Source organism: Oricola nitratireducens (assembly GCF_014904745.1).
GTDB lineage: Bacteria > Pseudomonadota > Alphaproteobacteria > Rhizobiales > Rhizobiaceae > Oricola > Oricola nitratireducens.
Map to the genome: position 1 here is coordinate 17,576 of NZ_JACZCS010000014.1, position 16,848 is coordinate 34,423.

Consider the following 16,848-nt stretch of genomic DNA (forward strand, 5'->3'; position numbering starts at 1 on the left):
GGAGGAGAGGAAGAATGGCACTGGTTCTTGATGGGATCTCGAAAGTGACGGGCGCGCAGACGCATATCCATCCCACGAGCCTGGAACTGCACAAGGGCACGATGAATGTGCTGTTGGGACCGACCTTGTCGGGCAAGACGTCTCTCATGCGGCTGATGGCCGGTCTCGACAAGCCGTCATCCGGCCGCCTTCTGTGGCACGGCGAGGACGTGACCGGCATGCGCGTTCAGGACCGCAAGGTCGCCATGGTCTACCAGCAGTTCATCAATTACCCGTCCATGACGGTCTACGAGAATATCGCCAGCCCTTTGCGGCTCATGGGCATGAGCGCGGCCGAAATCGACTCGTCGGTCAAGGCGACGGCGGACCTGATGAAGCTGACGCCGATGCTTTCGCGCAAGCCGCTCGAGCTGTCGGGTGGCCAGCAGCAGCGCTGCGCGCTTGCGCGTGCGCTGGTGAAAAACGCCGGGCTGGTGCTGCTGGACGAACCGCTCGCCAATCTTGACTACAAGTTGCGCGAGGAACTTCGCGTCGAAATTCCGAAGATTTTCGAAGAGTCCGGCGCAATCTTCGTCTACGCGACAACGGAACCCGAGGAGGCGCTCCTGCTCGGCGGCAACACGGCGACGTTGTGGGAGGGGCGCATCACCCAATTCGGACCAACGCCGGAGGTCTATCGCAAGCCCATTGACGCAACGACGGCGCGCGTCTTCTCGGACCCGCCGATGAATTTCCTGAGCATCTCCAAGACCGGCAACAAGCTGCTGTTCGGCGATGGCCAGTCGGTGGCCGCGGCCGGAAAATTGCGCGAACTCGCAGACGGCCGTTACGTGGCGGGCTTCCGCCCGAACCATGTGGAGGTGGTGCGCCATACCGCCGACGCGATGAAATTCACCGCGCTGCTCAACGTTACCGAAATCACGGGGTCCGAGACCTTCATTCACCTGGCGCATCACGGCGAAAAATGGGTCGGGCTGATCCACGGCGTTCACGACCTGGAACTCGGTCAGCCGATCGATGTCTATCTCGATCCGTCGCATGTCTACATTTTCGCGGAGGACGGCAAGTTGGTCGTCCCGGCTGCCTACGCGATGGCGGCCTGAGGGAGGAACGCATGGCCAAGATAACACTCGACAACCTGGCGCATTCCTATCTGCCGAACCCGAAAGGCGAGGAGGATTTCGCGCTCAAGGAACTGAACCACGAATGGACCGACGGCGAAGCCTATGCGCTGCTCGGCTCGTCGGGATGCGGCAAGACCACATTGCTCAACATCATCTCCGGCCTGTTGAAACCCAGTCAGGGTCGCGTGCTGTTCGACGACCGGGATGTCACGAGTGCGCCGACGGCCGAGCGCAACATCGCCCAGGTGTTCCAGTTCCCGGTCGTCTACGACACGATGTCGGTGCGCCAGAATCTCGCCTTTCCGCTCAAGAACCGCGGCGCGGATGCCGCCTATGTCGCCGAGCGCGTTCAGACGGTCGCGCGCATGATCGACATGGAGGCCGAACTCGACCGCAAGGCGCGCGGTCTCACGGCGGATGCCAAACAGAAGATATCGCTTGGCCGCGGCATGGTGCGCGAAGACGTCAACGCGCTGCTCTTCGACGAGCCGCTGACGGTGATCGATCCGCACATGAAGTGGGAGCTGCGCACCCAGCTCAAGTCGCTGCACCGTCAGTTCGGTCACACCATGATCTATGTCACGCACGACCAGACGGAAGCGCTGACCTTCGCCGACAAGGTGGTGGTCATGTTCGACGGCCGGGTGGTGCAGATTGGCACGCCGGAAGAACTGTTCGAGACGCCGGAGCACACCTTCGTCGGCTATTTCATCGGCTCCCCGGGCATGAACATCATCCCGGCTCGCATCGAGGGCAACCGGGCGCATGTCAACGGGTCGTTGATCCAGCTTGCCCGAGCCTACGGCAAGCTCGACGGCGAGGTGGTGATCGGCGTGCGCCCTGAATACGCGAAACTGTCCGACAAGGACGGCTTGCCGGTGCGCATCCGCCGCGTGGAGGATGTCGGCCGCCACAAGATCGTGAGGGCGGAGTTTTTCGGCAACGACATCAACATCATAGCGAAAGAGGGTGAAGCGATCGGTTCGGAGATGACGCGCGTCACCTTCGATCCGGCGCGGGTCAACGTCTATGCCAATGACTGGCGCGTGACCGGGGAGGCCGCCTGATGGAGAAAACAGTCAATCAGAAAGCCTGGCTCCTGGTCCTGCCGGTTCTCGTGCTGGTCGCCTTCTCCGCCGTCATCCCGCTGATGACCGTGGTGAACTATTCGGTGCAGGACACGTTCGGTAACAACAAGTTCTTCTGGGCGGGCCTCGAGTGGTTCGACGAGATGCTGCATTCGGAGCGCATGTGGAACGCGCTCGGCCGCCAGCTCCTCTTTTCGGCGATCATCCTGGCGATCGAGGTGCCGCTCGGAATCCTGGTCGCGCTCAGCATGCCGAAACGCGGCTTCTGGGCGTCCGTCTGCCTGGTGCTGATGGCGCTGCCGCTGCTGATCCCGTGGAACGTGGTCGGCACGATCTGGCAGATATTCGGCCGCGTCGACATCGGTCTGCTCGGCTACACGCTGGAGAATCTCGGCATACCGTACAATTATACGCAGCATCTCTTTGCCGCGTGGGCCACCGTGATCGTCATGGATGTCTGGCACTGGACCTCGCTGGTCGCACTGCTTGCCTATGCCGGACTGCAATCGATCCCGGATGCCTATTACCAGGCCGCCAAGATCGACCAGGCCAGTCGCTGGAGCGTGTTTCGCTACATCGAACTGCCGAAGATGCAGGGCGTGTTGATGATCGCGATCCTTCTGCGCTTCATGGACAGCTTCATGATCTACACCGAGCCCTTCGTCGTGACGGGCGGAGGGCCAGGCAATTCGACGACTTTCCTGTCGATCGACCTCGTCAAGATGGCGCTTGGCCAGTTCGACCTGGGCCCGGCGGCAGCCTTCTCGATCATGTATTTCCTCGTGATCCTGCTGATCTGCTGGGTGTTCTACACCGTGATGACAAACCTCGAGAAAAGGGATGGCGTGTCATGACCGATGCCCTGACCATCAAGGCGCCGGCAGGCGCCCGGGCGCTGCCGAGGATCAACAGCTCCGCGATCGTGATGACGATCTACCTCGTCTTCCTGCTGTTGCCGATCTACTGGCTCCTCAACATGAGCCTGAAGACCAATCAGGAGATCCTATCGACCTTCTCGCTTTGGCCGCGCGATCTGACATTCGCCAACTACATGACGATCCTGACGGATTCGTCCTGGTATATGGGTTACGTCAATTCGCTGATCTACGTCGTGATCAACACGGTGATCTCGATCACCGTCGCGTTGCCCGCCGCCTATGCCTTTTCGCGCTATTCCTTCATGGGCGACAAGCACCTGTTCTTCTGGCTGCTGACCAACCGGATGGCGCCGCCGGCGGTGTTCGCCCTGCCCTTCTTCCAGCTCTATTCGTCGGTCGGCCTGTTCGACACCCACATTGCCGTTGCGCTCGCCCATTGCCTGTTCAACGTGCCGCTGGCGGTCTGGATCCTGGAAGGCTTCATGCGCGGCGTGCCCAAGGAGATAGACGAGACCGCCTATCTCGACGGCTATTCCTTCGGCCGCTTCTTCACGCGCATTTTCATGCCATTGATCGCATCGGGCATCGGCGTCACCGCCTTCTTCTGCTTCATGTTCTCGTGGGTGGAGCTTTTGCTCAGCCGCACGCTGACCAGCGTCAACGCCAAGCCGATCGCGGCGACGATGACGCGTACCGTTTCCGCATCGGGCCTTGACTGGGGCGTGCTGGCCGCCGCCGGCGTGCTGACCATCGTTCCCGGTGCGCTCGTGATCTATTTCGTCCGCAACTACATCGCCAAGGGCTTCGCCCTCGGGCGGGTGTAAGCGGCAAGAGGGGAGGAAATTCCATGGACTGGATGGCTTGGACCGCGCCGACGGCGATCTTCTTTATCGTTATAGCGTCGCTGCTGACGGTCTTTTCGATCATTGCGATCCGCTTTCCGGAATCGCCCCGCATCGGCGTCCTGCGCATCGAGACGACGCGCGGCGACCGCCTCTTCATCACACTGCTTGGCTCGGCCTTTATCAATCTGGCCTGGCTTGGTCTGGTCAGCCTGCCCCAATGGGGCGCGCTGATCGTCTGCCTGCTCTATGCCACGGCGGTTTTCCGCTGGGTGTGAGCAGGTCCGAAGAATGCCGTCCGGCATGCAACGGTTTGCGCGCCGGATTGCGAACGTCGAAACCGCTTCGCAAAATTGGGAGGACCATTATGAAGCTGTATCTGAAGACGACAACCGCGCTTGCAATGATCGCAGGCATGATGACCAGTCCGGCCTGGGCCGGAATGGACGAGGCAAAGGCCTTTCTCGACAGCGAGATCGGCGATCTGTCGACGCTCTCGCGTGCCGACCAGGAAGCGGAGATGCAATGGTTCATCGATGCCGCCAAGCCGTTCCAGGGCATGGACATCAAGGTGGTGTCCGAAACGATCACCACCCATGAGTATGAATCGAAAGTGCTGGCCCCGGCCTTCACCGCCATAACCGGCATCAAGGTCACCCATGACCTGATCGGTGAAGGCGATGTGGTCGAGAAGCTGCAGACGCAGATGCAGTCGGGCGAGAACATCTATGACGCCTATATCAACGACAGCGACCTGATCGGCACCCATTGGCGCTACCAGCAGGCCCGCATCCTGTCGGACTGGATGGAAGGCGAAGGCAAGGATGTCACCAATCCCGGTCTCGACGTCGCTGACTTCATCGGTACCAGCTTCACGACCGCGCCGGACGGCAAGCTCTATCAGTTGCCAGACCAGCAGTTCGCGAACCTCTACTGGTTCCGCTACGACTGGTTCAACGACGAGAAGACCAAGGCCGACTTCAAGGAGAAATACGGCTACGACCTCGGCGTTCCGGTCAACTGGTCGGCCTATGAGGACATCGCCGAGTTCTTTACCGGGCGCGACATGTCCTATGCGGGCGGCCCGACCAACGTCTACGGAAATATGGACTACGGCAAGAAGGACCCGTCTCTCGGCTGGCGCTATACCGACGCATGGATGTCGATGGCCGGCATGGGCGACAAGGGTGAACCGAACGGCCTGCCGGTCGACGAATGGGGCATTCGCGTGAACGAGAACTCACAGCCGGTCGGCTCCTGTGTTGCTCGTGGCGGCGCAACCAACGATGCCGCTGCCGTCTACGCGGTCACCAAGGCCATCGAATGGCTCAACAAATACTCGCCGCCCGCCGCCGCCGGCATGACGTTCGGCGAAGCCGGTCCGGTACCGGCGCAAGGCGAAATCGCCCAGCAGATGTTCTGGTACACCGCGTTTACCGCCGACATGGTGAAGGAAGGCCTGCCGGTGATGAACGACGACGGCACGCCGAAGTGGCGCATGGCACCGTCGCCGCATGGCGCTTACTGGTCCGAGGGCACCAAGATCGGCTATCAGGATGCCGGTTCATGGACGCTGATGAAATCGACTCCGGTCGACCGCGCCAAGGCGGCCTGGCTCTACGCCCAGTTCGTCACCTCCAAGACCGTGGATGTGAAGAAGTCCCATGTCGGCCTGACATTCATCCGTGAGTCCACCATCCAGGACAAGAGCTTCACCGAGCGTGCGCCGCAACTCGGCGGCCTCGTCGAGTTCTATCGTTCGCCGGCCCGCGTGCAGTGGTCGCCGACAGGCACGAACGTGCCGGATTATCCGAAGCTGGCGCAGTTGTGGTGGCAGAATATCGGTGATGCGATGTCGGGCGCCAAGAGCCCTCAGGAGGCGCTGGACTCGCTGTGCGAGGCGCAAGAAAAGGTGATGGAACGTCTCGAGCGCGCTGGCGTGCAGGGCGACATCGGACCCAAAATGAACGAGCCCAAGGATCCTCAGGAATGGCTTGACGCCCCTGGGTCACCGGTTGCCAAACTGGACAACGAAAAGCCGCAGGGACAGACGGTCTCCTATGACGAGTTGATCAAGTCCTGGCAGTAAAACTCAATAGTCCGGCCGGAGCGTTCACGCTCCGGCCGGTTTTCCGTATTTGCGAAGAGTCAGCAGTTTGATGCTGGCCGCCAACAACGCGCCCCAGTTCAAGAAACTCTGCAGGGCAATCGGCAGGCTGGCGGCGTGGACCACCCTGCCCTCGCTGCGGACCCGGCTCTTCGAGATCCTGCATTCGCCGGACTACTGGCTCGCGCGTATCGAGATCGTGCGGCGAGTCATGGATGGCCTCTACGCCGTTATTGCGCAGACCGTCGGCAAGTCTGCCGGGCCCGTTCCAGCTGCGATCGCGGGCCATTCGTTCGGCGCCTACACGTCGCAACTGTTTGCAGGCGCCGAGATCGACATCCCCGGGCGAGGCACACGCCGGTTTCGCGACGACCGCTTCAACGCCGCGATCCTGCTCAGCGCGCAGGGCCGCGACCAGCAGGGGCTTCGCGAGAGATCGTGGGCCGGGATATCCGGCCCCCTTCTCAACGTCACCGGAACGCTGGACGGCGGCGCGAAAGGCCAGGACTGGCACTGGAAGCTCGAGCCGTACAAGTTCGCGCCGCCCGGCGGCGAACCGGCCCGAGCAGCGGGAGGCCGTCTGCTGGATCACACTGGCTTTCCTGGAAGCCTTCCTGGCGGGCAATGTCGAGGCGAAATCGTGGCTGGCCTCGATCGTCGCCCACGTCGGCGATTGCAGATTGCGGTTCCGTCGGAAATAGCGGACCGGCTCACACTTCCAGCCATTCCTGCCTGATCTTCTCGTTCGCCATCAGTTCGTCCGGCGTGCCGTCGAAGACCATCCGTCCGTGGCCCATGACATAGACGCGGTGCGAAACCCGCATCGCGATCACCAGCCGCTGCTCGACCAGCAGGATCGAGATGCCGCGCTTTGCGATTTCCTGTAGCAACTCGCCGATACGCTCGACCATCTGCGGCGCAAGTCCCTCGGTCGGTTCGTCGATCATGATCAGGTCGGGATCGCCCATCAGCGTGCGGCAGATCGTCAGCATCTGCTGCTCGCCGCCGGAGAGTGCGCCGCCCGGCGCATCCGCCCGGTCGCGCAGTTGCGGGAACAGCCGCCACGTCTCGTCGACGCTCCAGCGGCCCTCCTTCTGGCCCGGTTTCAGGCCGAGGAGGAGGTTCTGCTCGACGGTGAGCGACGGAAAGATCGCCCGTTCCTCCGGCACGTAGCCGATCCCGGCCCGCGCGATGTCGTGCGGCTTGAAGCCGGCGATCGGACGGTCCTTGAAGACGATGTCGCCCTGCGGCGCGGGATCGCCCATGATCGCCTTCAGCGTCGTCGACCGGCCGACGCCGTTACGCCCGAGGATAGAAACAATCTCGTTCGTTCCGACATCCAGGTCGACGCCCTGCAGGATGTGGCTCTTGCCGTAATAGGCGTGAAGATCGCGGACAGTCAGCATCATGCCACCTCCGTGCCGAGATAGGCTTGCTGCACGGCGGCATTCGCCTTGATCCGCTTCGGCGTGTCGGAGGCGATCACCTCGCCATAGACGAGCACCGATATCCGGTCGGCCAGATCGAAGACGACGCCCATGTCGTGTTCGATCATCACCAGCGTCCTGCCTTCGGTCACCTGGCGGATCAGCTCGACCATGCGGTCGGTCTCCGCGTGGCTCATCCCGGCCGTCGGCTCGTCCAGAAGCAGGATGTCGGCATTCCCGGCAATCGTCAGCCCGATCTCCAACGCCCGCTGTTCGGCATAGGTGAGTAGCCCCGCCGGCATGTCCCAGCGGTCGAGCAGGTTGATCTCGGTGAGGATCTGCTCGGTGCGGTCGCGGGCGTCGGCAAGACGGTCGACACTGCGCCAGAACGAATAGCGATATCCGAGCGCCCACAGCGTGGCGCAGCGTACATTCTCCCAGACACTCAGTCGCGGGAAGACATTGGTGATCTGGAAGCTGCGCGACAGGCCGCGTCGGTTTATCAATTGCGGCGCCATGCCGCCGATCTCCTCGCCACGCATCCTGACGCTGCCAGCGCTCGGTCGGTAATGGCCGCTGATGAGGTGGAAAAGCGTCGATTTCCCGGCACCGTTCGGCCCAATGATGGCGTGCCGTTCACCGGTCGGCACCGCGAGATCCACGCCGCGAATAATCTCCAGCGAACCGAAGCTCTTGCGCAGGCCGGAAAGCACGAGTGCGGGTGCTGAACTCGTCATCGTCCGGCCCTCCCGCTGCGCGCTTTTTCCAACGCCGAACCGTAGGCGTCCAGCGCCTTGCGCCCGGCCCGCCGGAAGAGCCAGAAGCCGCCCGCCAGCAATACGGCCGCGACCGCCCATGCCAGCGGCGAATTGGCGTCGAACGCTACATGGGCAAAGGACATTTGCGGCCCGTCCGCGGTGTTAACGGTGAGATGAAAGCACATCTCCACCATCATGCTGACTCCGGTAATCGCGATCAGCCCCGGCACCAAAGCAAGAACATACCAGGGGAGCACGCGATGGAATTGCCCGGCCCGCACCAGTGGCATCTGCATCGCCAGCAGGCCTGCGATGCCGGTCGGCGCAAACATGACCATCCCCATGAACAGCAGCCCAAAATATAGCTGCCAGGCGCCGGTGATGTCGCTCAGCATCACCTGCAAATAGGTGACGAGGATCGCTCCGATAATCGGGCCCGCGAAATTGCCGACACCGCCGATGAAGGTCATCAGCACGACCGTGCCCGACTGCGCAGCGCCCATCGCCGAAGACGTCACGATCTCGAAATTCAGAGCCGCCAGTCCGCCAGCGATGCCGGCAAACAGGCCGGCCATCGAAAACGCCAAGAAACGGACCGTTGTGGTGTTATAGCCGATGAAGCCCGTGCGGTCGGGATTGTCGCGGACCGCATTGCAGATGCGTCCGAAAGGCGTGCGGGTTATCGCGTACATTCCTCCCATCGACAGGAAGCACCAGCCGGCGATCAGGTAGTAGACCTGTTCCTGCGGGCCGAAGCTGATGCCGAACAGATGTAGCACCCGCGTGCGATCGAAAGCGACGCCTTCCTCGCCGCCGAAGGCATGGCGCAGGATAAGCGCGCTCGACGAGACCAGTTCGGCGATACCGAGCGTGATCATCGCAAACGCGGTGCCGGAGCGCCGCGTCGCGACCGCGCCGAATAGGATGCCGAACACAAGCCCAGTCGCCCCGCCGACGAGGGGGAACACTTCCAGCGGCAACGGCGCATGCTCGCCGCGCGCCGCGTTCATCGCATGCGCCGTCAGGTAGCCGCCAAGACCGAAGAACACGGCGTGCCCGAACGACAAGAGACCGGTCTGGCCAAGCAACATGTTGTAGGACAACGCGAAGATGATCATGATCTCCATCAGGCACATGGTGGAAATCGCCAGCCCCGAACTGAAGACCTGCGGCAGGACCGCGAGCACCACAGCCACCGCGATCCAGATGGCGGCGGTCGCGACAAGTCCGCTGCCTTGCCCGGACGGCCGGCCCGGGGCGCCATTTTGCGTCGTCTTGCTCATGTTTCCCGGGTTCCCATCAGTCCGCGCGGCCGGAAGATAAGGATCAGCACCAGCAGCAAATAGGGCATGACGGCGGATAGCTGCGCCACCGTGACGTTCCAGATATCGCTGACATAGGCGATCAGGGGCCCGTTTCCGGTGAGTTCGCCGAAGACATCGGCAAGCGACGCGTCGGAGGCAACGGCAAAGGTCTGCAAGAGGCCGATCAGCAGTGAGGCGACGAACGCGCCGCTGAGAGAGCCGAGGCCGCCCACGACGACGACGACGAACAGGATCGGGCCGAGCGATTGCGCCATGTTGGACTGCGTGACGAGTGCCGGACCGGCGATCACCCCGGCGACGGCGGCCAGTCCCGCTCCGACGCCGAACACCAGCATGAAAACGCGGTCGACATTGTGCCCGAGCATGCCGACCATTTCCGGATGGCTGAGCGAGGCCTGCACGACAAGGCCGACGCGGGTGCGCTTGATCACCAACAGCAACGCCAGGAAGATCGCGATGGAAATGAAAAGCTCGAAGAGCTTGAACGCCGGGTACTCGGTTGAGAAGATCGTGAAGGCGGGGAAATCGAGCAATTGCGGCACGCGGTAGTCGACCGCCAGCTTGCCCCAGACCATCTGCACCAGTTCCTCGATGATGAAGGTCAGGCCGAAGGTGAACAGCAGTTCGGCGACGTGGCCGTGCTTGTGGACCGTGCGCAATCCGTAGCGCTCGACGAGCATACCGATGCCGCCGACCAGCACCGGCGCGATCACCAGGCCGGGCCAGAAGCCGACATGGCGGCTGATCTCGAAGCCGAAAAAGGCGCCGAGCATGTAGAAGCTGGCATGGGCGAAGTTGAGTACGCCCATCATCGAGAAGATGACGGTCAGGCCGCTGGCCATCAGGAACAGCAGCATTCCGAACAGGACGCCATTGAGCGTAGAAATGAGACCGATCTCAAGCATGGATAATCCCCCTCCCGGCGTCTTCCGGATCGCGCGCGGCAATTGCCGGAAGACCGGCGGCGCCCGAGTATTCCCGGGCGCCGCCATTGCCGCCTTCTGCCGCTACGGGCGTTCCATCTGACAGGTGGTCGAGACGATCGTGTCGTCGACGGGAACGGTCGCCGCCACCTTCCAGCCCCAGCCGGTGCCTTCCTCGTCGAAGGGCTGGTTGGCGCCAAGCGGGCCGAGACCGGAGATGTACATCGTCTGGAAGTACTGGTGGTCGTCAGCGCGCATGAAGCCCTCCTTGCCGTCGATGAAGTCGGCATAGTGCATGCCTTCCAGCTTCGGCACGAACTTCACCGGATCGTCGGAGCCTGCTTCCTCGACCGCCTTGAAGACCATGCCCATCGCGTTGAAGAGGCGCGGATAGTAGATCGGCGCGTCGGGGTACTTGGCCATGTACTCCTTCACCTTGTCCTGCATCGGCTTGTAGTCGATATTGTTCACGCCCTCGGTGATCTGGAAAACCTTGTCCTCGAGACTCGCCTGCTTGATGGCGGTCGGCGTGCCGGCGAGACCGGCATAGAAGGTGTACCAGTTGACGTCCATTCCGGCGTCGCCCGCGGCCTTGATCAGCAGCTGGAGGTCGTTGCCCCAGTTGGCGGTCATTACAGAATCCGCGCCCGACGCCTTGATCTTGGCGATGTAGGGCGAGAAGTCGGTCACCTTCTGCAGCGGAACGAACTCGTTGCCGACTACCTCGATGCTGGAGCCTTCCGCGCCGAGCTTCTTGGCCGCGGCATCGGCCACCGAGTGACCGAACGAATAGTCCTGGCTGATCAGGTAGACCTTCTTGATGGCGTCGTTCGCCTTCATGAAGTTGGTCATCGCCTCGACCTTGATGTTGACATTGGCGTCGAAGGCGAAGTGCCAGTAGCTGCAATTGTCGTTGGTCAGCGACGGGTCGATGGCGGCATGGTTGATGTGGACCACTTCCTTGCCGGGATTGCGCGAGTTGAACTTGGTGACGAAGCTCTCGACGGCCGACGCCACGGACGAGCCGTTACCCTGAACGATGATGCGAACGCCCTGGTCGATGGCCTTCTGGACCTGAACCAGGGAGACCTGCGGATCGAGTTTGTTGTCGTAGGGAATGATCTCGACCTGCTTGCCGAGCACTCCGCCATTCGCGTTGACCTCTTCGGCGATGTATTTGAGCTGGTTCAGGCCGATCTGGCCTGCGGCGGCGCCGCCGCCCGAAAGCGGGTCGACATAACCGATCTTGAGCGTGTCCTCGGCGGCCGCGTGGAAGGCGGTCGCGCCGAAGACTGACAGCGCGATGGCCGTCGAGACGAAAAGTTTCCTCATGGTACTCCTCCTGAATTCGACAGCGGATCATCCACTGCCTTCGATCTTGAGCATCTCCCGCCTTCTGCTGCCTCTCACTCCTCCTGTAAGCGTGGCAGCGGCCAGGGTCCGCCCCGTCAAGCCGGCATCGGAGCCGGCTTATCCCTTTGCCGCCGAGGCGTGGGTGTCCACCCCTGCCCCGGCAAGTTCCTGCTGCGACTGGGCAAAACAGTTGTCCGGCACCATGTCGCCCGATCGGTCACCGATCCTGTCCCACGCCTCGACGACCTTGTAGGCGGCTCCCTCGCCGCCGCCGATCCAGGCGCCCTTCGTCAATGTGATGTTGGCGCGCGCGAAATATCCCGCCCCGGCGCACAGGATCGCCCTTGTCGGCGCCTCGTCGCCGACAAGCGCCAGCAGGCCTTCGCTGACGAAATCGGGCGAAAGCCGCGTCAGCGCGTTCTCCGAAAGCACACCCTGCGTCATCTGGGTCGCTGCCGTCGGCGCCAGGCAATTTACCCGGATGCCGTATTTCTCGCCTTCCAGCGCCAGCGTCTGCATCAGGCCGACCAGCGCCATTTTGGCGGCGCCATAGTTCGACTGGCCGAAATTGCCGTAGAGCCCCGACGACGAGGTCGTCATGACGATGCGGCCGTGGCGCTGCTCGCGCATGATCTCCCAGACCGCCTTGGTGCAGACGACCGCCCCCATCAGGTGAACATCGACCACCGTGCGGAAATCGTCGAGATCCATCTTGGCGAAGGACTTGTCGCGAAGGATTCCGGCATTGTTGATCAGGATGTCGATGCGCCCGAAGGCGGCCATCGCATCCGCGACCATATCCGCGACCTTGCCTTCGTCGGTCACCGAGCCCGCGAACGCGATCGCCTCGCCGCCCCCGGCCCTGATCTCGTCGGCGACGTTTTCGGCATTCTCGCCGCTCATGTCGTTGACGACGACCTTGGCCCCGAGCCCGGCCAGCGCAAGCGCATGGCTTCTGCCAAGCCCCCTGCCGGCGCCCGTGACGATCGCAGTTCGATCGCGCAATTCCATCATTCCTCTTCTCCCTGCCTCAATTTCGTTCCGTCGCCTCGCGCATTTTCGTCAGTGGACTACGAACAAACCCGCCGCGCCCATGCCGCCGCCCACGCACATGGTGACGACGACGTATTTCGCGCCGCGCCTCCTGCCCTCGATCAGCGCATGGCCGACCAGGCGCGCGCCGGTCATCCCGTAGGGATGGCCGATGGAGATACCGCCGCCATTGACGTTGTAGATATCCGGGTCGATGCCGAGATGATCGCGGCAATAGAGCGCCTGCACCGCGAAGGCCTCGTTCAGCTCCCACAATCCGATGTCATCGATTGTCAGGCCGTGCTGTTTCAAAAGCTTCGGCACGGCATGGATCGGCCCGATGCCCATCTCTTCGGGAGGGCAGCCGGCCACCGTCATGCCGCGATAGGTGCCGAGCGGCTCCAGCCCGCGCTTCTCTGCCATCTTCGCCTCCATCAGGATGCAGGCCGACGCGCCGTCGGAAAGCTGGCTGGCATTGCCGGCGCTGATGACGCCACCCTCGATGACCGGGTTGAGGCCGGACAGCGATTCCAGCGTCGTCTGCGGCCGGTTGCCCTCGTCGCGGTCGAGCGTCACCTCTTTCATCGTGACCTCGCCGGTCTGCTTGTCCTTCACGGCCATCGTCGCGGTGATCGGCACGATCTCGTCGTCGAAGGCGCCGTTAGCCTGCGCCTGCGCGGTGCGCTGCTGCGACTGCAGCGCGTATTCATCCTGCGCCTCGCGGCTGACGCCGTATTTCTTCGCGACGCACTCCGCGGTCTGCAGCATCGGCATGTAGGCGTGTTCCTGTTGCGCGATGACGTTCGGATCGGCTTCCTGCTGTACCCAGCCGAAATACTGGTTCTGGACGGCGGAAATGTTCTCCTGTCCGCCGGCGGCGACCACGTCCATGCCGTCGACCATGACCTGTTTGGCCGCCGTCGCCACAGCCATCAGGCCGGACGCGCATTGCCGGTCCATCGTCTGGCCGGACACTCTCGATGGCGCGCCTGCCGCGAAAACGGCGTTTCGGGCGAGGTTCATCCCTGCCGTGCCCGCACAAAGCACCGTGCCCAGAACGAAATCCTCGATTTCGCCTGCCTCGATTCCGGCGCGCTCGGTTGCGTGTCGGAGGACATGGCCGGCCAGGGTTGGCGACTTGATGGCATTCAGGCTGCCGCGAAAAGCCTTGCCGATGCCGGTGCGCGCCGTGCTGACGATGACTGCTTCTCTCATGGGCAAGTTCTCCGTGATCTCAGTTTGATGCCGCTTTCGGCAATGGCGGCGACGCGATACCGACATTCCAGTTCCAGGCGATGTCGCCGGCTTTCCGTCGCCGCCGCGCCACTTCCTCATGCAACGGATATGCGCCCGGGAACGGATTGCCCGAGGCTTTGGGCCTGTCACCGAAACGCATCCAGAATCCACCCTCCGCATGCCGCCGCCAATCCGCATGGCCGGCCGCGACGGGGAAACCGGTCGCGGCAAACGACGACCAGTAGTCCGTCATTGCGCCGGAGAATGCCCGTTCCGCCGCGTTTACCGGCACTTTCGGCCAGCGCGGCGGCGTCCGGTCCAGCGTGCCGAACACGTAGGGTATTTCGCCGGCATGGAAGCCGCGAAGCCCGACTTGCGTCGCCGCCGGCCAGGCATGGTCGAACAGGTAGAGATAGGCGGGCGCGCCTTGCTTGCCCTGCTCCGTTGCCAGTTTCTCGGCGGTCCAGCCATAGAGCGCGTCCCGCGTCGCGGCGAGAATGCTCTCGCCCATGTCTGCGGACGGGTAGAGTTTCAGGAAATCGTCGGCGAGTTCGCCGTAGCGGCCGCGGATTTCCGCCTCGTAGCTCGCCGCGCTCCCGGGAGCGTCGGGCGCCAGGAACGGAAGCGAACGGATTTCGCCGCTATTGAACCCGGCCAACAGCGGAACTTTCGCCTGTTCGCCACGCTCGAAGGTCTCGACGACCTGCCGGTGCAGGACATGACGATCGACGCAGCCCGAGGGCTGGAATCCCTTCCTTGCAGCGGCAGCGGCGAGTTCCGTCGCGTCCATCGCCCGTAGCTGCGCGATGTCGCGCGCGCCGAGCGCCGCCACCATGCGGTCGCCGATCGATTCCGCCGGTTCCTCGCCAAAGCGGGGCAGTCTCAGATCGGGCATCGAGATAGCGTAGGCGCTCTGCGCGACTGCCTTGGAAAACAGTCTGCGTGCCCGCGGCGCGCACATCAGATAGAGCACGCTCAGCGCGCCGGCAGATTCGCCCGCGACAGTGACATTTCCCGGATCACCACCAAAGGACGCGATATTGTCGCGCACCCATTCCAGAGCCGCGATCTGGTCGAGTAGCCCATAATTGCCCGAGACGCCCTCGCGCGATTCCGCGCTCAACGCCGGATGCGCGAGATAACCGAAAATGCCGAGCCGGTAGTTGATCGACACGAAGACGATCCCGCGCCTGGCAAATTCGGCACCATCGTGGACCGGCTCGGAACTGCCGCCCCAGATCAGCGAGCCGCCATGAATCCAGACGAATACCGGCGCACGCCTGGCGTCCTGCGGCGTCCAGACATTAAGGGTCAGGCAGTCCTCGCCCGTTTCCGCCAGTTCGCCGGCATAGATGCTGCCCGGCCGCCGCGGCGGCTGCGGGCAGGCATGGCCAAACTGGAGCGCGTCGCGCACGCCGTTCCATGGCGGAACCGGACGCGGCGGCGTCCAGCGGTGCGCGCCTACTGGCGGCAAGGCATAGGGAATGCCCTTGAAGACGCACAGCCCATCCTCTGTCGTTCCGCGCAACGCGCCGGACGGGCATTGGACGACGGACCCGAAGGTCCGGGTTTTCACTGCGGCCTCAGCCATTGAGTCTCGCTTCCCCCGCCACGCGGCCGAGCCGGGCCGGGCCCTCGACCTGCAGGATCTCGCGTGCCTCTTCAGCGCTCGCGATCTCGAACGACAGGTCTTCGATGATGCGTCGGATTTTCAAAACCTGAGCTGCACAGGACGTGGCCAGCAGACCCTTGCCGAGATAGAGGCTATCGGCCAGCCCGACGCGGACATGGCCGCCCATGATGGCGCCGAGCGCGACAAGCGGGATCTGATGTCGCCCGTGCGCGGCGACCGAGAATTCGTAGCCGTCGCGCCCTAAAAGTCGGTCCGCCGTACCCAGCATCATGTGGACATTGTCGGGGTCACTTCCGAGCCCGCCGACAAGGCCGAAATGAAACTGAATGAAGAGTGGCCCCTGCACCAACCCCTTTTCCATACAATGGGCCAGGTTGTGGAGATGGCTCGGATCGTGGCACTCGAAACCAAAACGTGAGTCGTTTCCGTGGCCGAGCCGGGCGAGAACGGTCTTAATATCGTGCAGCGTGTGGCCGTGCACCAGACTGTCGGAGGCTTCGACAAACCCCTTTTCCCAATCGTATTTCCAGTCGGAAATTCCCCGCGCGGATTTCCGGTAGGAGCGGCTCGTCGCTCCCATGTCTATCGAAAAGACGTCCGGTTTCGCGGAGAGCGCGCAGGCGAGACGCTCGTCGAGCGGGACCGGAAGCCCGCCGCCGGTCGGGACCGCGATAATCGCATCGGTCTGCGCCCTGATTTCCGGGACGAAACTGTCGTATATATCGGCGTCATGCGCCGGGCTTCCGTCGGCGGGATTTCGCGCATCGAGATGGAGAATGGCGGCGCCCGCCCGTGCGGCGTCGATCGCCTGCCGCGCGATCTGCTCCGGCGTATATGGCAGGAACTCTGACATGGACGGGGTATGCACCGCACCCGTCACGGCGCAGGAGATGACGATCTTGCGCCTGCCGGTCCTCACGCCGCGCCCTTTAGGCAAAGCTGGCGGCCGGCGGCGGGTCGGCCCGGCATGGCCTTGCCCAAACCGTAGTCCTCTACCGTCCCGGATGCGGGCTTCCCCGCCTCCGGGCTAAGCAGCCCTTCGACGCTCGTCATGAAATCCTCCCCCGGACACAGCCTCTCCGCGTCCGATGAGCGGAGGTTATCCGGTCGATCAGATCAGAT

General features: G+C 63.1%; 16 protein-coding genes. 7 read left to right on the forward strand and 9 right to left on the reverse strand.

Going from position 1 to position 16,848, the window contains the following annotated elements:
- The first annotated feature begins 14 nt into the window (after window positions 1-14).
- The 7 genes from IG169_RS08590 (at window position 15) to IG169_RS08620 (ending at window position 6,775) form a co-directional block, all read left to right on the forward strand.
- On the forward strand, window positions 15-1,103 hold the full coding sequence (locus tag IG169_RS08590) for an ABC transporter ATP-binding protein (RefSeq protein WP_193175790.1): 1,089 nt from the start codon (window positions 15-17) through the stop codon (window positions 1,101-1,103).
- A gap of 11 nt (window positions 1,104-1,114) precedes the next feature.
- The gene (locus IG169_RS08595; RefSeq protein WP_193175791.1) at window positions 1,115-2,191 is read left to right on the forward strand and encodes an ABC transporter ATP-binding protein; all 1,077 of its coding nucleotides are present in this window, start codon (window positions 1,115-1,117) and stop codon (window positions 2,189-2,191) included.
- Window positions 2,191-3,066 (forward strand): carbohydrate ABC transporter permease, encoded by an 876-nt coding sequence (locus IG169_RS08600; protein WP_193175792.1) that lies wholly within the window; start codon window positions 2,191-2,193, stop codon window positions 3,064-3,066. Before IG169_RS08595 ends, IG169_RS08600 begins: the two co-directional genes overlap by 1 nt.
- A 71-nt stretch (window positions 3,067-3,137) precedes the next feature.
- Window positions 3,138-3,914, forward strand: coding sequence for a carbohydrate ABC transporter permease (locus tag IG169_RS08605; protein ID WP_246717284.1), 777 nt, complete (start codon window positions 3,138-3,140; stop codon window positions 3,912-3,914).
- Between the two features lie 23 nt (window positions 3,915-3,937).
- Complete coding sequence (locus tag IG169_RS08610; RefSeq protein ID WP_193175794.1) at window positions 3,938-4,210, forward strand: DUF2160 domain-containing protein; 273 nt, start codon at window positions 3,938-3,940, stop codon at window positions 4,208-4,210.
- An 89-nt stretch (window positions 4,211-4,299) separates the two neighbouring features.
- The gene (locus IG169_RS08615) at window positions 4,300-6,021 is read left to right on the forward strand and encodes an ABC transporter substrate-binding protein (RefSeq protein ID WP_193175795.1); all 1,722 of its coding nucleotides are present in this window, start codon (window positions 4,300-4,302) and stop codon (window positions 6,019-6,021) included.
- Window positions 6,022-6,091: 70 nt separating this feature from the next.
- The gene (locus tag IG169_RS08620; RefSeq protein WP_193175796.1) at window positions 6,092-6,775 is read left to right on the forward strand and encodes an alpha/beta hydrolase; all 684 of its coding nucleotides are present in this window, start codon (window positions 6,092-6,094) and stop codon (window positions 6,773-6,775) included.
- Here IG169_RS08620 and IG169_RS08625 read toward each other — a convergent pair.
- The 9 genes from IG169_RS08625 to IG169_RS08665 form a co-directional block, all read right to left on the reverse strand.
- Complete coding sequence (locus IG169_RS08625; protein ID WP_193176091.1) at window positions 6,750-7,445, reverse strand: ABC transporter ATP-binding protein; 696 nt, start codon at window positions 7,443-7,445, stop codon at window positions 6,750-6,752. The two genes, IG169_RS08620 and IG169_RS08625, sit on opposite strands and share 26 nt — an antisense overlap.
- Window positions 7,445-8,203 (reverse strand): ABC transporter ATP-binding protein, encoded by a 759-nt coding sequence (locus IG169_RS08630; protein ID WP_193175797.1) that lies wholly within the window; start codon window positions 8,201-8,203, stop codon window positions 7,445-7,447. Before IG169_RS08630 ends, IG169_RS08625 begins: the two co-directional genes overlap by 1 nt.
- The gene (locus IG169_RS08635; protein ID WP_193175798.1) at window positions 8,200-9,507 is read right to left on the reverse strand and encodes a branched-chain amino acid ABC transporter permease; all 1,308 of its coding nucleotides are present in this window, start codon (window positions 9,505-9,507) and stop codon (window positions 8,200-8,202) included. The genes IG169_RS08630 and IG169_RS08635 overlap by 4 nt, the downstream gene beginning before the upstream one ends.
- Complete coding sequence (locus tag IG169_RS08640; RefSeq protein ID WP_193175799.1) at window positions 9,504-10,454, reverse strand: branched-chain amino acid ABC transporter permease; 951 nt, start codon at window positions 10,452-10,454, stop codon at window positions 9,504-9,506. Before IG169_RS08640 ends, IG169_RS08635 begins: the two co-directional genes overlap by 4 nt.
- A gap of 102 nt (window positions 10,455-10,556) precedes the next feature.
- Complete coding sequence (locus tag IG169_RS08645) at window positions 10,557-11,804, reverse strand: branched-chain amino acid ABC transporter substrate-binding protein (RefSeq protein WP_193175800.1); 1,248 nt, start codon at window positions 11,802-11,804, stop codon at window positions 10,557-10,559.
- A gap of 138 nt (window positions 11,805-11,942) precedes the next feature.
- Window positions 11,943-12,839, reverse strand: a complete 897-nt coding sequence (locus IG169_RS08650; RefSeq protein ID WP_210325930.1) for an SDR family NAD(P)-dependent oxidoreductase — start codon at window positions 12,837-12,839, stop codon at window positions 11,943-11,945.
- A 48-nt stretch (window positions 12,840-12,887) separates the two neighbouring features.
- Window positions 12,888-14,072 (reverse strand): acetyl-CoA C-acyltransferase, encoded by a 1,185-nt coding sequence (locus IG169_RS08655; protein WP_193175801.1) that lies wholly within the window; start codon window positions 14,070-14,072, stop codon window positions 12,888-12,890.
- A 19-nt stretch (window positions 14,073-14,091) separates the two neighbouring features.
- Window positions 14,092-15,684 (reverse strand): carboxylesterase/lipase family protein, encoded by a 1,593-nt coding sequence (locus IG169_RS08660; RefSeq protein WP_193175802.1) that lies wholly within the window; start codon window positions 15,682-15,684, stop codon window positions 14,092-14,094.
- Window positions 15,677-16,645 (reverse strand): 3-keto-5-aminohexanoate cleavage protein, encoded by a 969-nt coding sequence (locus tag IG169_RS08665; protein ID WP_193175803.1) that lies wholly within the window; start codon window positions 16,643-16,645, stop codon window positions 15,677-15,679. Before IG169_RS08665 ends, IG169_RS08660 begins: the two co-directional genes overlap by 8 nt.
- Between the last annotated feature and the right edge of the window lie 203 nt (window positions 16,646-16,848).

Bases quoted from the DNA above. Each gene is read 5' to 3' on its own strand.
- IG169_RS08590 (WP_193175790.1), top strand. From the start codon at position 15: ATGGCACTGGTTCTTGATGGGATCTCGAAAGTGACGGGCGCGCAGACG.
- IG169_RS08595 (WP_193175791.1), top strand. From the start codon at position 1,115: ATGGCCAAGATAACACTCGACAACCTGGCGCATTCCTATCTGCCGAAC.
- IG169_RS08600 (WP_193175792.1), top strand. From the start codon at position 2,191: ATGGAGAAAACAGTCAATCAGAAAGCCTGGCTCCTGGTCCTGCCGGTT.
- IG169_RS08605 (WP_246717284.1), top strand. From the start codon at position 3,138: ATGACGATCTACCTCGTCTTCCTGCTGTTGCCGATCTACTGGCTCCTC.
- IG169_RS08610 (WP_193175794.1), top strand. From the start codon at position 3,938: ATGGACTGGATGGCTTGGACCGCGCCGACGGCGATCTTCTTTATCGTT.
- IG169_RS08615 (WP_193175795.1), top strand. From the start codon at position 4,300: ATGAAGCTGTATCTGAAGACGACAACCGCGCTTGCAATGATCGCAGGC.
- IG169_RS08620 (WP_193175796.1), top strand. From the start codon at position 6,092: ATGCTGGCCGCCAACAACGCGCCCCAGTTCAAGAAACTCTGCAGGGCA.
- IG169_RS08625 (WP_193176091.1), bottom strand. From the start codon at position 7,445: ATGCTGACTGTCCGCGATCTTCACGCCTATTACGGCAAGAGCCACATC.
- IG169_RS08630 (WP_193175797.1), bottom strand. From the start codon at position 8,203: ATGACGAGTTCAGCACCCGCACTCGTGCTTTCCGGCCTGCGCAAGAGC.
- IG169_RS08635 (WP_193175798.1), bottom strand. From the start codon at position 9,507: ATGAGCAAGACGACGCAAAATGGCGCCCCGGGCCGGCCGTCCGGGCAA.
- IG169_RS08640 (WP_193175799.1), bottom strand. From the start codon at position 10,454: ATGCTTGAGATCGGTCTCATTTCTACGCTCAATGGCGTCCTGTTCGGA.
- IG169_RS08645 (WP_193175800.1), bottom strand. From the start codon at position 11,804: ATGAGGAAACTTTTCGTCTCGACGGCCATCGCGCTGTCAGTCTTCGGC.
- IG169_RS08650 (WP_210325930.1), bottom strand. From the start codon at position 12,839: ATGATGGAATTGCGCGATCGAACTGCGATCGTCACGGGCGCCGGCAGG.
- IG169_RS08655 (WP_193175801.1), bottom strand. From the start codon at position 14,072: ATGAGAGAAGCAGTCATCGTCAGCACGGCGCGCACCGGCATCGGCAAG.
- IG169_RS08660 (WP_193175802.1), bottom strand. From the start codon at position 15,684: ATGGCTGAGGCCGCAGTGAAAACCCGGACCTTCGGGTCCGTCGTCCAA.